The organism is Roseovarius halotolerans (assembly GCF_900172255.1).
Classification (GTDB): Bacteria; Pseudomonadota; Alphaproteobacteria; order Rhodobacterales; family Rhodobacteraceae; genus Roseovarius; species Roseovarius halotolerans.
The window spans coordinates 346,967-360,767 of record NZ_FWFU01000004.1 but is presented as its reverse complement, the minus strand read 5'-3'; the positions used below and the strand labels follow the sequence as shown (position 1 = coordinate 360,767).

Genomic DNA, 13,801 nt, shown 5'->3' with positions numbered 1-13,801 from the left:
AGGCAGGATGAGCGGCCCGCAGGACAATGCAGACGGCGCGACCGGCGGCGCGCCGTCGCGCGGGCGGCATTTCGGCTTTCTACTGTTGCCGGGCTTCTCGCATTACTCGTTTGCCGCCGCGCTCGAACCCTTGCGCAGCGCCAATATCCTCATGCGGCGTGACCATTTCAGCTGGTCCCTGATCGGGGCCGGGGGCGCGCAGGTGCGCGCCTCGAACGGGCTGTCGCTTGGCGTCGATCACGACGTCGCAGAGGCGTCGGGCTTCGATCACGTCATCGTTCTGGCTGCCAGCGACGTCGTGACCAGCGACACCGGCCGGATCGAGGCATTCCTGCGCTTTCATCACCGCCAGGGCGGGCATATCGGCGCGGTGTCATCGGGGGTAATGGTGCTGGCGCGCACCGGCCTTCTGGATGAGCGCGATTGCGCCGCCCATTGGGAGGACACACCGCGCCTGCGCACGGCCTTTCCCCGGATCAATGTGACCGAGAACATCTTTGTTCTAGACCGGCGCCTCGCGACCTGTGCGGGGGGTGCGGCGGGGGCGCATATGATGCTGGCGATCCTCGAGCGCGAGATCGGTCCGGGGCTGGCGCGCGACGTGGCCAGCCGCATGGTGATCGACCGCATCCGCGACGGCGAGGACGAGCTGAACATGCAGCCCCATATCCGCTACGGCACCTGGAACAGGAAGATCCTGAAGGCCATCGCCATCATGAACCAGAACATCTCCGAGCCGCTGCCGATGCGCGACATCGCGGCCTCGGCCCATGCCAGCGTGCGGCAGCTTGAACGGCTCTTTCGCAAGGAGCTGAACCTCTCGCCCGACAGGTTCTATCGCCATATCCGCCTCTCGCGTGCCAGACAGCTTCTGCGCTACAGCGAGCACAGCCTGGGGGAGATCGCGATGATCTGCGGCTTTGGCACGACGCGGGCGATGAAGGACAATTACGAGGCCTTCTTCGGCTATGCCCCGCGCGACGAGCGCCAGGCACCGGCTGCGCGCGCCACCGGCGGTTCACCAGGCGGGCGGGGCACCGTGCTGCACCATGTCAACGCGCAATACTGAACCGGGCGGCGCGGCGCATGGCTCGTCGCTGATTGTCTTCGATTTCGACGGGGTGATCGCGGATTCCCTCGCGCCTTGCGCCGAGGCCTGCCAGGCGGTTGCCCGCGACATGGGGTCGGGCCGCCGGCTGGCGCCCAACCCGTTTCACGATCTTGATCCGCTGACTTTCGAGACACTTGCCCGCGCCCTTTCATTGGATCCGGTGGCATTCGCTGACACCGTGTCGCGGCATCTGGCCGCGCGGCCCCATTATGCGCCGCTCTTTCCCGGCATGGATCGGGTGATCCATGCGCTCTCGCGGCGTGCCCATATCGCGATCGTCAGCGCGTCGCGTTCGGATGTGATCAGGGGCTTCCTTGAAACGCATTCCCTTGCCGGGGATGTCGCGCGGGTGCTGGGGCGCGATCATTTCGGCACCAAGGCTCAAAAGCTGGCGGCGCTGCGCCGCATCTGGCCCGAGGGCCGTTTCGTGATGATAGGCGACGGGATCAGCGACATGCACGCCGCCCGCGCGGCGGGTGCGGTTGCGGTGGGGGTCGGCTGGGGCTGGCAAGAGGCGCGCCAGCTTGGCGATCATGGTGCGGCGGTCATTGCGGACACGCCTTGCGCGCTTCTGGCGGTGCTGCGCGGGTTTGCGCCACACTGAACCGCGACATCCCTGCGCCACGAAAAAGCGCGGCGCAGGGATCAACCCGCGCCGCGCCCGTTTCATTCAGCCGATCAGCCCCGAAGGTCGAAGCGGTCGGCGTTCATCACCTTGGTCCAGGCGGCAACGAAATCCTTGACGAATTTCTCCTTGTTGTCGTCCTGGGCATAGACCTCGGCATAGGCCCGCAGGATCGAGTTCGATCCGAACACCAGGTCCATCCGTGTCGCCGTCCACTTGACCGCGTCGGTCTTGCGGTCGCGGATCTCATAGGTGCCGTCCTCGGCCTTCTGCCAGCGGTTCGCCATGTCGGTCAGGTTGACGAAGAAATCGGTCGTCAGCGCACCTTCCTTGTCGGTGAACACGCCATGCGACGTGCCGCCGTGGTTGGTGCCCATCACCCGCATCCCGCCGACCAGAACGGTCATTTCATTGGCGGTCAGGCCCATCAACTGGGTGCGATCCAGCATCAGTTCCTCGGGGCTGACGATGTAATCCTTCTTCAGCCAGTTGCGATAGCCATCGGCCAGCGGCTCCAGCACGTCAAAGGATTCGGCATCGGTCATCTCGTCGGTTGCGTCGCCACGGCCTGGTGCAAATGGCACGTCGATCTGGACACCGGCGGCCTTGGCGGCCTGTTCGACACCCAGGTTGCCCGCCAGGACGATCACGTCGGCGACACTCGCGCCGGTCTCGGCCGCGATCGGCTCCAGCACCGCCAGCACCCGCGCCAGGCGTTCGGGCTCGTTGCCCTCCCAGTCCTTTTGCGGCGCCAGACGGATGCGCGCGCCATTGGCACCGCCGCGCATGTCCGAGCCGCGGAACGTGCGCGCACTGTCCCAGGCGGTCGCGACCATGTCGGCCAGCGACAGACCGGATGCCGCGATCTTGGCCTTCACCGCCTCGACATCGTAGCTGGTGCTGCCTGCGGGCACCGGATCCTGCCAGATCAGGTCCTCTTGCGGCGCGTCGGGGCCGATATAGCGTGTCCGCGGGCCCATGTCGCGATGCGTCAGCTTGAACCATGCGCGCGCGAACACCTCGGAGAAGTAATCGGGGTTCTTGTAGAACTTTTCCGAGATCTCGCGGTAAACCGGATCCATCTTCATCGCCATGTCGGCGTCGGTCATGATCGGGTTGTAGCGGATCGAGGGATCCTCGACATCGACCGGCTTGTCTTCTTCCTTGATGTCGATGGGTTCCCACTGCCATGCACCGGCGGGCGATTTCTTGAGCTCCCATTCATAGTTGAACAGAAGGTAGAAATAGCCGTTGTCCCACTTGGTCGGATGGGTTGTCCATGCGCCCTCGATACCCGACGTGACGGTATAACGCCCCTTGCCGGTCTCGTTCGGGTTGGCCCAGCCAAAGCCCTGCTGGTCGACATCCGCCGCCTCGGGGTCCGGCCCCAGCAGCGACGCATCGCCATTGCCGTGGCATTTGCCGACGGTGTGGCCGCCTGCGGTCAGCGCGACGGTTTCTTCGTCGTCCATCGCCATGCGGGCGAAAGTCTCGCGCACCTGCGCGCCGGTCTTCAGCGGGTCGGGCTGCCCGTTCACGCCTTCGGGGTTCACATAGATCAGGCCCATCTGCACGGCGGCCAGCGGGTTTTCCATCGTCGAGGGATCGTCGACGTTCTCGTAACGCTCGTCGCTCGGCGCCAGCCATTCCTTTTCCGATCCCCAATAGGTGTCGGTTTCGGGATGCCAGATATCGGCGCGGCCAAAGGCGAAACCATATGTCTTGAGGCCCATATCCTCATAGGCGATGGTCCCGGCCAGAACGATCAGGTCCGACCAGCTGACCTTGTTGCCGTATTTCTTCTTGATCGGCCACAGCAGGCGGCGGGCCTTGTCGAGGCTCACATTGTCGGGCCAGGAATTGAGCGGCGCAAAGCGCTGGTTGCCGGTGGCGCCGCCACCGCGCCCGTCCGATACGCGGTAGGACCCCGCCGCATGCCAGGACATGCGGATCATCAGGCCGCCATAATGGCCCCAATCGGCGGGCCACCAATCCTGACTGTCCTTCATCAGCGCGCGCATGTCTTTCTTCAGCGCTTCGAAGTCGAGCTTTTTCACCTCTTCGCGATAGTCGAAATCCGGACCCATCGGGTTGGTCTTCGTATCGTGCTGATGCAGGATGTCGAGATTCAGGGCATTGGGCCACCAATCCATGTTGGATTTGCCGGCAGCCGTGTTGCCGCCATGCATGATGGGGCATTTGCCGATGTCGTTTCCGTCCATTTCTCTCTCCGATTCTTGCTGCGTGACTTGAACCAAGTTCGTGTCGCTAAGCTGTGATGCACCGGGGTGATTGCGAAGTCCATTCCGTTGGCCTGTGCTGGCCTTGGCAGGCCGTCAGGGAATCACCCGCACGGTGACGATGCCCTTGTGTAGCAAATCTCTGTCATTGGTTTAAGTTGCATTTACTGATCGTCATGATAATTTTAAATTATGAACAATGTGACCCTCAAGCAGCTTCGCTACTTCGAGTCCCTGGCCCGGCACGGCCATTTCGGGCGCGCCGCCGAGGCCTGCGCCATATCGCAGCCAGCGCTATCGGTTCAGATCCGCGATCTGGAACAAAGCCTTGGCATGGTGCTGTTTGAACGCGGCGCACGCCAGATCCGCCTGACCAGCTTTGGCGAGGAAATCGCGCTGCGGGTGCGCACGATCCTGCGCTCGGTGGATGAACTGGGCGATCTGGCGCGCGCCTCGCGCGACGGCATGGTGGGGCGGTTGCGCATCGGCGTGATCCAGACCATCGCGCCCTATCTTCTGCCGACGCTTCTGCGCAACCTTTCGGCGGCCCATGCGGGGCTCGACGTGCATGTGCGCGAATCCCTGACACCCCGCCTCATTCAGGAACTGTCCGAAGGGCGTCTCGATACCGCCATCGTCGCGCTGCCGGTCTCGGAGCCGTCCTTCAGCGAGGTGGCGCTCTTCACCGAAAAGCTGATGCTGGTGCGCCCGGCCGGCGATGCGGACAAACCCGTCCCCAGTCGCGACCACCTGCGCGAAATGCGCCTTTTGCTGCTCGAGGAGGGGCACTGCTTTCGCGATCAGGCCCTGTCATTCTGCAACCTGCAATCGGCTCTCCCGCGCGAGGGGCTTGATGGCAGTTCGCTCTCGACACTGGTGCAGATGGTGGGGGCGGGTATCGGTGTAACCCTGATCCCCGAAATGGCCGCCCCGGTCGAGACCCGCTCGGCCGACGTCTCGGTGGTGCCGCTGCATGCGCCACAGCCCACGCGCACGGTCGGCATGATCTGGCGCAAAAGCAGCCCTCTCGCCGATCAGTTGCAGGAAATCGCCCGGATCGTGAAGCAATCGGGCGCGGATCTGCGTCAGCAGCGCGAAGCGCTGGGCGAACCGGCCTGAACCGACCCTGAGCGATTGCCTCAGCCCGGCGGCGGCCCCAGCGTGCCGCGCAGCCGCAGATCGGTCTGCAACTCGACGCTCTCTGCCAGTGGCGTGCCGCTGCGCACCATCTCGATCAGCAATTGCGCCGCCTGCCGTCCCATCGCGCGATGCGGCACATGCACCGTGGTCAGCGCCGGATCGACCAATGTGGCGATCTCGATGTCGTCGAAACCCGTGATCGACACGTCGCCGGGCACATGCAGCCCCATGCCGCGCGCCATCTGAAGCGCCCCGGCGGCCAGCACGTCATTGCCGCAGATCACCACGCTCGGCCTCGGCACCCGCCGCATCAGCCGGGCAAAGGCCTGCCTCCCATGTTCGACGGAATAGGGCGTTTCGACCAGCGCCAGGTCATCACGCGACAGCCCCTGCGCCTCCATCGCATCGCAAAGTCCCTCGATCCGGGCGCGGGCACGGTCATTGTCCCGCTGCTCGGCGGTGATGGCCCCGATCTGGCGATGCCCCAGGCGGATCACCTCGCGCGCCAGGTCCTGCATGGCCTTGCGGTTGTCGAAGCCGATCGAGGGGCGCGTGGCGTCAGGGTCATGAACCCAAGCCACCAACGCGGGCACGCCGCGCCGGTCCAGGAACTGATAGATCGCATCGCTGCGCTGATGTCCGATCAACAGCAGCGCATCCGCGCCGCGCGCCACAAGGGCGCGGATCTGCTCCTCCTCGATCTCGGGGCGATAGGAGGAACAGGCCACCAGCAGGGTGACACCATGCGCGCGCAGCTCCTCCTGAAAGGCCTGGATGGCGCGGGCGAAAATGGCGTTGTCCATCGTCGGGATGATCGCGCCCACTGTCCCTGTGCGCCGCGCCGCCAGCGCGCGCGCCCCGAAATTCGGCGAATAGCCCAGCTCCTGCACCGCTGCCAGCACGCGCTCGCGGGTCGGCTTCGCGACCCTGTCGGGCGCGTTGAGGCAGCGCGATACCGTCGCCGTTGAAACCTGCGCGCGCTCGGCCACATCGGCCAGCGTCGCAACGCTGGCGCCCATATCCGCCTGACCCCTGTGATCGTTACCTTGTGACATCTCGTTCCACTGCGCACTGTTGTTTGGCCTTAACCGGTTGCGGCGGCCAATACCACGCAGTGTAAGCGCTTGCATGAAAAATTGTAAGCGCTTACATTCGAGGCGAATCGTCGGCCCGCCCGACGAGAGGGAGGATTGCATGTTCTTGCTGGTTGCCGCTGTGCTGTTTGGCGTCTTCGCGGCCAACGTCCTGGTCGGCTCGTCCGGGGGCGCGGCGTTCCTGAGCGACGTCGGCGAGATGCTTATGCTGCTTGGCGCCTCCAGCGCCTTCGTTGTGGCTGTCCTGCGCAGCGAAGCGGCCCGCAAGGCGAGGCGAAAGAAACAGGACATTCAAGGGAGGAATGGAAATGCCTGAAGAACACGAGGAACTCGCGTCCGAAGCGCGGCGCAACTTCATGAAGCTGGCCACCACCGGCAGCTTCACCGCGGCGATGGTCGCCGGGGCGGGCGGGATGCTTTGGTCGTCCCAGGCCAGCGCCCAGAGCGCAAGCGAGGAACGCGAGCGCGAACAGGCCGCCGATCACGTGCTGACGCTGGCCACAGAATACGTCATCGGCACCACACGCAGCTACCCGATGATGCAGCTCGACCTGAAAGAGAACCTTCAGAACGCCTCGAACGGCAAGATCTATGTCAAGCTGGCACCGGGCGGGCAACTCGGCGTCGGCTCGGCGCTGGCCCAGAAGGTACAGGGCGGCACAGTCAATGCCGGGCAGTTCTCGCTGTCGAATTTCGCGCCCTTCGCGCCTGCGGTCGACCTGATCAACCTGCCCTATTTCTGCGGCGCCAATCAGCGTTTCGTGAACCTTGTCACCTCGGATATCTGGAAATCCGAAGTGAACGCGATGGTCGAGCAGCGCGGTTTCCGCCCGATGTTTTATTTCTGCATCGACCCGCGCGTGATGGCCGTGCGCAAGGGCGGCGGCGGCCCGATCATGACACCGGGCGACCTGCAAGGCGTCAAGTTCCGGGTGCCGGGATCGAAGATGCTGCAACAGTTCTACCGCATGGCAGGCGCCAACCCCACGCCGGTCGCCTGGGGCGAGACCCCCTCGGCGATCAAGCAGGGTGTGGCCGATGCGCTCGATCCCGCGGTCGGGGCACTTTACGCCTTCGGGTTCAAGGACATCCTGAGCCACGTCACCTTTACCCAGGCCGTGCCAGACAGCCAGTGCTATGCCTGCAACCTCGAATGGTTCAATACCTTGCCTTCGGATGTGCAGGACGCCATCGACTGGGCCTCGGAAATGACCTTCCACCAGAACCTCGCCAAGGTGCCCTCGGCGCGCACATTCGCGATGGCCGAAATGGCCAAGTCGGGGGTCGAATTCCATTCGCTCAGCGAAGACCAGCTCGCCGAATGGCAAGAGGCCGCCGGGTTCCAGCGCTCCGAGTGGGACCCGTTCAAGACCGAACTGGCCGGGTCGATGGACACGTTCGACAAGCTGGCCGAGGCCGCCGGAACGCCGGGCCGCTACTACGTGCATGACGCGTAACGCCTGAAACCGGCCGGGCGCGCAACCTGCGCCCGGCTTTCCCAATTGTCGATGAACGCACCGGCCCTGAATATGCAGGGTCCGGGCTGGAAGGGTCCGCATGCTCAAGACGCTGGACAGGAACGCGGAACGCTGGGCGCTCTTGGTGTTCTACGTCATGCTTGTCGTCACGATGGCGGTCGAGGTGCTGCGGCGCGAGGTCTTCTCCTATTCCTCGATCTGGGGCGAAGAGATCGTGCGCTACAGCTTCATCTACCTCGCCTGGATCGGCGCGGCGGCGGCCGTGCGCGAACGTGGCCATATCCGCATCGACGTGCTGATGCATTACCTCGGGCCGCGCGCCAAGGCGCTGCTCTATATCTTCGGCGACCTGGTTATGGCCGCCGTCGCATTGGTGGCGCTCTACTGGTCATGGGAAACCGTGACCGTGTCCTACCGGTTCGACTCGGTCAGCCACGGGCTGCGGGTGTCGATGATCTGGTTCCTGATGGCGGTGCCGCTCGGCTTCGGCCTGATGGTGCTGCGCCTGGTGCAGTCTTTCCTGCGTGACCTGCGCGCCCTTCGTGACGGGACACCCGTCTACGAGGGCGACAAGATGTTCGACTGAAGGGGGACGGCGCGATGTGGCAGACCCTCAATCACTCGGTCGAACTTGGCTGGGACTTCTATGCGCCCATGATCCTGTTCGTGGTGCTGTGCGCGCTGGCGGTGCCGGTCTGGGCGGCCATCGGCGCATCGGCCATCATCATGCTGCTGATGTCGGGTGCGCTGCCGCTCAGCCTCGTGGGCGAAAGCCTGTTCGACGGCATCGACGCCTTTGCGCTGACCGCCGTGCCGCTGTTCATCCTGACCGGCGATGTGCTGGTGCGCACCGGGCTCAGCCGCAAGTTCCTTGATGTCGCCGAGGCGCTGACCTGCTTTGCCAAGGGCGGTTTCGGCTCGGCCACGGTGCTGGTCTGCGGCATGTTCTCGGCGATTTCGGGATCGGATGCGGCGGGTGCGGCGGCCGTGGGGCGGATGACCATCGACCGGCTCGTGGAATCGGGCTACCCGCGCCCCTACGCCTGCGCGCTGGTGGCGGCTGGCGCCTGTACCGGCATCCTGATCCCGCCCTCGATCGCCTATATCATCATCGGCCTCGTGCTGGGGATATCGGCTTCGACCCTGTTTCTCGCGGCGGTGGTGCCGGGGCTTGCGATCCTTCTGTCGATCCTCATCACCAATATCGTGGTCAACCGCATCTATGGCTACGAGGGCGGCGGCGGCATTGCGTTTCGCGACTGGCTGCGCAACCTGGGTCGGGCGCTGGCGTCGGGCTGGTATGCCTTCATCGTGCCCGCGATCATTTTCGGCGGCATCTTCTCGGGCAAGTTCACCCCGACCGAAGCCGGTGCGACGGCGGTTGTCGTCACTATCTTCATCGGCTTCGTTCTGGGCACGCTCAAACTGGCGGATTTCCCGGCCATGCTGGTCAGTTCTGCCAAGGTCAACGGGGTGATCCTGCCGATCATCGCCTTCTCACTGCCGCTGGCGCAGGCGCTCGCGATCCTCGGCGTGCCGCAGGGCTTCGTGCAGACGGTCACCAGCCTCACGGACGAGCCCGCGATCCTGATCCTCTTGATGATCGCCATTCTGATCGCGGCGGGCTGCGTAATGGAAACCACGCCCAATATCGTGATCCTCGCCCCGATCCTTAAGCCGCTCGCCGACGATATCGGCATGAACGAGATCCAGTTCTGCGTGATGATGATCACCGCGCTGGGCGTCGGCTTCATCACACCGCCGCTGGGCCTGAACCTGTTCGTGGTCTCGGGCCTGACCGGCGAATCCATCCTGCGCATCGCCGCCCGTGCGGTGCCCTTCGTCTTCTTCATGCTGCTGGTGGTGCTGCTGATCGCCTATGTTCCGGCACTTTCCACCAGCCTTCTGCCCGACATCTACAAATAGGATTTCCCATATGGCCCAAGAATACCTGAAAAAAGCCGCGCTGACCTCGCAATCGGGGGCGTCGGACGTGCATGAAACCGTCCAGACGATCCTCGACGATATCGAGGCGGGCGGCGATCAGGCGGCGCTCGATTATGCCGCGCGCTTCGATCAGTACGAGGGCAATATCGTCCTTACCCGTGACGAGATCGAGGCCGCCAAGGCCAAGGTGCCCGAGAAACTGCGCCGTGACATCGCCTTCGCCCATGACAATGTCCGCCGCTTCGCCACCGCGCAGAAGGAAACCCTGCGCGATATCGAGGTCGAGGTCGTGCCGGGCCTGATCGCGGGGCAGAAAAGCATCCCCGTCCGGGGCGCGGGCTGTTACGTGCCGGGCGGGCGCTACAGCCACATCGCCAGCGCGATCATGACCGTCACCACCGCCAAGGTCGCGGGCTGCTCGCATATCGTCGCCTGCTCGCCGCCGCGCCCCGGCATCGGCGTGAACCCGGCGATCATCTACGCCGCCGATCTCTGCGGCGCCGATACGATCCTGGCGATGGGCGGTGTGCAGGGCGTCGCCGCCATGACCTTCGGCCTGTTCGGCCTGCCGCCCGCGAATATCCTCGTCGGCCCCGGCAACCAGTTCGTCGCCGAGGCCAAGCGCATCCTGTTCGGGCGCGTCGGGATCGACATGATCGCCGGCCCCACCGACAGCCTGATCCTTGCCGATGCCAGCGCCGACCCCGAGGTCGTCGCGACGGATCTGGTCGGTCAGGCCGAGCATGGCTACAATTCGCCGGTCTGGCTCGTGACCGATGACCGTACGCTGGCCGAACAGGTGATGGAACTGGTCCCGCGCCTGATCGAGGACCTGCCCGAAGTGAACCGCCAGAATGCCGAAGCTGCATGGCGCGACTACGCCGAGGTGATCCTTTGCGCCGACCGCGAAGAGATGGCCGCGACCTCGGATTCCTACGCGCCCGAGCACCTGACGGTGCAGGCGGGCGATCTCGACTGGTGGTTGGGACGGCTCAGCTGTTATGGTTCGCTTTTCCTCGGCGAGGAAACCACCGTGGCCTTCGGAGACAAGGCCAGCGGTACAAACCACGTCCTGCCGACTTCGGGCGCGGCGCGCTATACTGGCGGGCTCAGCGTGCATAAATACATGAAGATCGTCACCTGGCAGCGCGCCACCCGCGAGGGCTGCAAACCCGTCGCCGAGGCCACCGCGCGGATTTCGCGGCTCGAGGGGATGGAAGGCCATGCGCGCACCGCCGATATCCGGCTGCGCAAGTATTTCCCTGGTCAGAACTTCGACCTGTCTGCCAATGGCTGACCCCGCGCGCCTCTTCGATCTGACCGGCAAGGTCGCCTGCGTCACCGGCGCCAGCGCCGGTCTGGGCCGTCGCGCCGCCAGCCTGCTTGCGGTGGCGGGGGCCGAGGTGGTCGGCGTTGCCCGGCGCAAGGACGCGCTACAGGACTGGCAAAGCGAGACCGGCGCACGCGCCGCGATCGTCGCCCATGATGTCTCGCAGCGCGACACGCTGCCCGATCTTGCGCGCCTTGTGGCAGAACCCTTCGGTCCGCCCGACATCGTCGTCCATGCCGCCGGGATCAACCGGCGCGAGCCTGCCGATGATGTGACGCCCGAGGGCTGGGACATCACCCTTGGCCTCAATCTGGCGACACCGTTCTTTCTGAGCCAACATCTCGTGGGCGCGATGAAGAAGAAACGCTGGGGCCGGATCCTCAATTTCGCGTCGCTCCAGACCTTCCGCGCCTTTCCCGACGGCATCGCCTATGGCGCCAGCAAGGGCGGTATCGCACAGCTGACCCGTGCGATGGCCGAGGCATGGTCGCCCCACGGCATCAACGCCAATGCGATCGGGCCGGGCTTCTTTCGCACCGAACTGACCGCGCCGGTCTTTAATGATCCCGAGCGCGCCGCGCGCAACGCCGCGGCCACCTGCATCGGGCGCAATGGCGAGGTCGAGGATATCGACGGCCCGCTCCTGTTCCTGGCGTCGCCGGCCTCGGATTACGTGACCGGGCAGGTGCTTATGGTCGATGGGGGGTTCACCGCACGATGAAGGCGCTTGTCTATACCGGCCCCGAAACGCTGACCTATCGCGATGTGCCCGAACCCGGTCCCGGCGATGGCGAGTTGCTGATCCGCGTCGAAAGCGTCGGCATCTGCGGCTCGGACATGCATGCCTATCTCGGCCATGACGAACGCCGCCCCGCGCCGCTGATCCTCGGTCACGAGGCGGCGGGCGTGATCGCTGCGGGTCCGCGCAAAGGCCACCGCGTCACCATCAACCCGCTGGTGACCTGCGGGGCCTGTCCGGCCTGCCTTGCCGGGCGCGACAATCTGTGCCCCTCGCGGCAGATCATCTCGATGCCGCCGCGCGAAGGCGCCTTTGCCGAGTGGCTGGCGATGCCCGAAACCAACCTCGTGGCGATGCCCGACCACGTGACCCCCGATCAGGCGGCGCTGGCCGAACCCATCGCCTGCGGCTGGCATGCCGTGCGGCTGGGGCTTGCGCGCCTCGCAACCGGTCACAGTCCGCGTGGATTGGTGATCGGCGGCGGCGCGATCGGGCTTGGCGCGGCGCTCAGCCTTGCGGCGCAGGGGGTGGCTGATGTCACCATGCTGGAGCCGAGCGCCCCGCGCCGCCGCTATCTCGAACTGCATTGCGACCAGAAGGTGCTTGCGCCCGATGCGCTGGACTCCGACGCGCTGTTCGACATCGTGATCGACGGCGTCGGCTACGAGGCCACCCGCGCACAGGCCTCTTCCCTTGCGCGTCCCGGCGGCGTGATCATGCATATCGGTCTCGGTGCGGCTTCGGGCGGGCTCGATATCCGTCGAATGACCCTTCAGGAAATCACCTTCATCGGCACCTATACCTATACCGCCGAAGATTTCCGCCAGACCGCGGCGGCGATGTTCGATGGCCGTCTTGGCGCACTTGACTGGACCCAGACACGCAGGCTCTCCGAAGGGGCGAGGGCCTTTGCCGATATCCGGCGCGGCGTGGTCGACGCGCCCAAGGTCATCCTGCGCCCCGGTTGAGAGGGGCGGGGCCTGGATGCGCGGCGCTCAGATCACCTGGATCACATCCTTGTCGATGGCCAGCATGTAACCGCGACGCGCGATGTTCTTGACCAGCAATTCGCTGACCATCTGGTTGCCCAGCGTGTCGCGCAGCCGCTTGATCCGTGTCGCCCCCGCCGCCTCGTCGCAGTCGGCGGCATTGCGCCCGGAAATCACCGCCTCGATCTCGGCGCCGGTCAGCACGTCGTCATCCATCCGCGCCTCGGCCAGAACCGCCAATGTCTCCATCGCCGCGGCGGTCAGTGTGAAGCCCATGTTGTTGAGGTAAACCGCGTTCTCCTCGCGGCTGATCAGCAGCGAACTGACCTGGATGCCCGACCGTTCGATCTGTGCCATGCGCCGGTTCATCGCCACCAGCATCACCAGGAACACCAGTGCCGCCACCAACAGCGCCGCCGCAAAGACCAGCAGCACGAATATCACCATCCGGTAACTGGTCAGCGTCTCGGAAAATGCCGTGCCCGACAGCGCCAGGATTTCCAGCAGCTTGATCTCGGCGTCGGCGGTGAGGGTGTCGTTCTCGACGAAGATGCGCTCGACCCGTGCGTTGAAGGCATTGGCGTCGGGCAGGCTCAGGAACAGGAAGATCGCGGCCAGCGACAGGATCGCCACGATCGCGACGACCCCGAGCACCACCACCCGGTTGCCCGAGCGGCGTGCCTCCGCGGCCGTTGCGCTTGTCTCCTTCAAGGGCCTGTCCTTCCTAGTTGTTCTTCACCGACAGCACCTTGAGCAGGGTCAGTCCCTGACGCGCCAGCATCTGTTGCAGCTGGGCGCGGGCGTTGGCCTTGGTGCATGGACCACTGATCTGCGCCACGTCGTAGAACAGTTCAAGCGGATTGTCGCGCTTGGCCTTGTATTCGGCAAAGCAGGCGGCCTGCGCCGTGGCGGCATTGGCCAGTGTCATGACCGTTGCGGTCGCGAGGATGATGATATTTCGTTTCATGCGAGAACCATGCGTGCAACCGCGCGGCTATTCAATATCCAAGGCCCGGCTCCGGGGCATATTGCACCGGTTATCCGATAACAACGCGGCGATATTGCCTGTCTTTCGCAGGGGGGCGCACCCTTGGGCATCAGCCTGACC

14 protein-coding genes are annotated in these 13,801 nt (G+C 65.0%); 10 read left to right on the top strand and 4 right to left on the bottom strand.

Translation table 11 applies throughout. From position 1 onward, the window contains the following. The first annotated feature begins 7 nt into the window (after positions 1-7). Together ROH8110_RS16540 and ROH8110_RS16535 are read left to right on the top strand one after the other, a co-directional pair. Positions 8-1,069: a GlxA family transcriptional regulator gene (locus tag ROH8110_RS16540; protein ID WP_085818851.1), complete on the top strand. Its 1,062-nt coding sequence runs from the start codon at positions 8-10 to the stop codon at positions 1,067-1,069. After that, a complete protein-coding gene (locus ROH8110_RS16535) occupies positions 1,050-1,715 on the top strand; it encodes an HAD family hydrolase (protein WP_170156520.1) in 666 nt (221 codons plus the stop codon). Before ROH8110_RS16540 ends, ROH8110_RS16535 begins: the two co-directional genes overlap by 20 nt. A 74-nt stretch (positions 1,716-1,789) precedes the next feature. Here ROH8110_RS16535 and katG read toward each other — a convergent pair whose 3' ends face one another. Beyond that, positions 1,790-3,958: a catalase/peroxidase HPI gene (gene katG / locus ROH8110_RS16530; protein WP_085818849.1), complete on the bottom strand. Its 2,169-nt coding sequence runs from the start codon at positions 3,956-3,958 to the stop codon at positions 1,790-1,792. Between the two features lie 210 nt (positions 3,959-4,168). Here katG and ROH8110_RS16525 point away from each other — a divergent pair, with 210 nt between their 5' ends. Continuing rightward, positions 4,169-5,095: a hydrogen peroxide-inducible genes activator gene (locus ROH8110_RS16525; RefSeq protein ID WP_085818848.1), complete on the top strand. Its 927-nt coding sequence runs from the start codon at positions 4,169-4,171 to the stop codon at positions 5,093-5,095. Positions 5,096-5,115: 20 nt separating this feature from the next. Here ROH8110_RS16525 and ROH8110_RS16520 read toward each other — a convergent pair whose 3' ends face one another. Next, the gene (locus tag ROH8110_RS16520; RefSeq protein ID WP_085818847.1) at positions 5,116-6,135 is read right to left on the bottom strand and encodes a LacI family DNA-binding transcriptional regulator; all 1,020 of its coding nucleotides are present in this window, start codon (positions 6,133-6,135) and stop codon (positions 5,116-5,118) included. 175 nt (positions 6,136-6,310) lie between these two features. Between ROH8110_RS16520 and ROH8110_RS16515 the strand changes: the two genes are divergently transcribed. From ROH8110_RS16515 to ROH8110_RS16485, 7 genes are all read left to right on the top strand, one after another. Continuing rightward, positions 6,311-6,526: a hypothetical protein gene (locus tag ROH8110_RS16515; RefSeq protein WP_085818846.1), complete on the top strand. Its 216-nt coding sequence runs from the start codon at positions 6,311-6,313 to the stop codon at positions 6,524-6,526. Beyond that, positions 6,519-7,667, top strand: a complete 1,149-nt coding sequence (locus ROH8110_RS16510; RefSeq protein WP_085818845.1) for a TRAP transporter substrate-binding protein — start codon at positions 6,519-6,521, stop codon at positions 7,665-7,667. The genes ROH8110_RS16515 and ROH8110_RS16510 overlap by 8 nt, the downstream gene beginning before the upstream one ends. Positions 7,668-7,767: 100 nt before the next feature. After that, complete coding sequence (locus ROH8110_RS16505) at positions 7,768-8,274, top strand: TRAP transporter small permease (RefSeq protein WP_085818844.1); 507 nt, start codon at positions 7,768-7,770, stop codon at positions 8,272-8,274. Positions 8,275-8,288: 14 nt separating this feature from the next. Beyond that, on the top strand, positions 8,289-9,614 hold the full coding sequence (locus ROH8110_RS16500) for a TRAP transporter large permease (protein WP_085818843.1): 1,326 nt from the start codon (positions 8,289-8,291) through the stop codon (positions 9,612-9,614). Positions 9,615-9,624: 10 nt separating this feature from the next. Next, positions 9,625-10,932: a histidinol dehydrogenase gene (hisD, locus tag ROH8110_RS16495; protein WP_085818842.1), complete on the top strand. Its 1,308-nt coding sequence runs from the start codon at positions 9,625-9,627 to the stop codon at positions 10,930-10,932. Next, positions 10,925-11,686 (top strand): SDR family NAD(P)-dependent oxidoreductase, encoded by a 762-nt coding sequence (locus tag ROH8110_RS16490; RefSeq protein ID WP_085818841.1) that lies wholly within the window; start codon positions 10,925-10,927, stop codon positions 11,684-11,686. Before hisD ends, ROH8110_RS16490 begins: the two co-directional genes overlap by 8 nt. Further along, positions 11,683-12,672: a zinc-dependent alcohol dehydrogenase gene (locus ROH8110_RS16485; RefSeq protein WP_085818840.1), complete on the top strand. Its 990-nt coding sequence runs from the start codon at positions 11,683-11,685 to the stop codon at positions 12,670-12,672. Before ROH8110_RS16490 ends, ROH8110_RS16485 begins: the two co-directional genes overlap by 4 nt. A gap of 27 nt (positions 12,673-12,699) precedes the next feature. On the opposite strand, the gene ROH8110_RS16480 is transcribed toward ROH8110_RS16485, so the two are convergent. Continuing rightward, positions 12,700-13,404, bottom strand: coding sequence for a winged helix-turn-helix domain-containing protein (locus ROH8110_RS16480; protein WP_085818839.1), 705 nt, complete (start codon positions 13,402-13,404; stop codon positions 12,700-12,702). A gap of 13 nt (positions 13,405-13,417) precedes the next feature. Beyond that, a complete protein-coding gene (locus ROH8110_RS16475; RefSeq protein WP_085818838.1) occupies positions 13,418-13,660 on the bottom strand; it encodes a hypothetical protein in 243 nt (80 codons plus the stop codon). Positions 13,661-13,801: the final 141 nt, after the last annotated feature.

What these genes read in the sequence shown, in the direction of transcription:
- ROH8110_RS16505 (WP_085818844.1), top strand. Translation starts at nt 7,768, where the DNA reads ATGCTCAAGACGCTGGACAGGAACGCGGAACGCTGGGCGCTCTTGGTG.
- ROH8110_RS16490 (WP_085818841.1), top strand. Translation starts at nt 10,925, where the DNA reads ATGGCTGACCCCGCGCGCCTCTTCGATCTGACCGGCAAGGTCGCCTGC.
- ROH8110_RS16475 (WP_085818838.1), bottom strand. Translation starts at nt 13,660, where the DNA reads ATGAAACGAAATATCATCATCCTCGCGACCGCAACGGTCATGACACTG.
- ROH8110_RS16485 (WP_085818840.1), top strand. Translation starts at nt 11,683, where the DNA reads ATGAAGGCGCTTGTCTATACCGGCCCCGAAACGCTGACCTATCGCGAT.
- hisD (WP_085818842.1), top strand. Translation starts at nt 9,625, where the DNA reads ATGGCCCAAGAATACCTGAAAAAAGCCGCGCTGACCTCGCAATCGGGG.
- ROH8110_RS16515 (WP_085818846.1), top strand. Translation starts at nt 6,311, where the DNA reads ATGTTCTTGCTGGTTGCCGCTGTGCTGTTTGGCGTCTTCGCGGCCAAC.
- ROH8110_RS16540 (WP_085818851.1), top strand. Translation starts at nt 8, where the DNA reads ATGAGCGGCCCGCAGGACAATGCAGACGGCGCGACCGGCGGCGCGCCG.
- ROH8110_RS16500 (WP_085818843.1), top strand. Translation starts at nt 8,289, where the DNA reads ATGTGGCAGACCCTCAATCACTCGGTCGAACTTGGCTGGGACTTCTAT.
- ROH8110_RS16520 (WP_085818847.1), bottom strand. Translation starts at nt 6,135, where the DNA reads ATGGGCGCCAGCGTTGCGACGCTGGCCGATGTGGCCGAGCGCGCGCAG.
- ROH8110_RS16510 (WP_085818845.1), top strand. Translation starts at nt 6,519, where the DNA reads ATGCCTGAAGAACACGAGGAACTCGCGTCCGAAGCGCGGCGCAACTTC.
- ROH8110_RS16525 (WP_085818848.1), top strand. Translation starts at nt 4,169, where the DNA reads ATGAACAATGTGACCCTCAAGCAGCTTCGCTACTTCGAGTCCCTGGCC.
- ROH8110_RS16535 (WP_170156520.1), top strand. Translation starts at nt 1,050, where the DNA reads ATGTCAACGCGCAATACTGAACCGGGCGGCGCGGCGCATGGCTCGTCG.
- katG (WP_085818849.1), bottom strand. Translation starts at nt 3,958, where the DNA reads ATGGACGGAAACGACATCGGCAAATGCCCCATCATGCATGGCGGCAAC.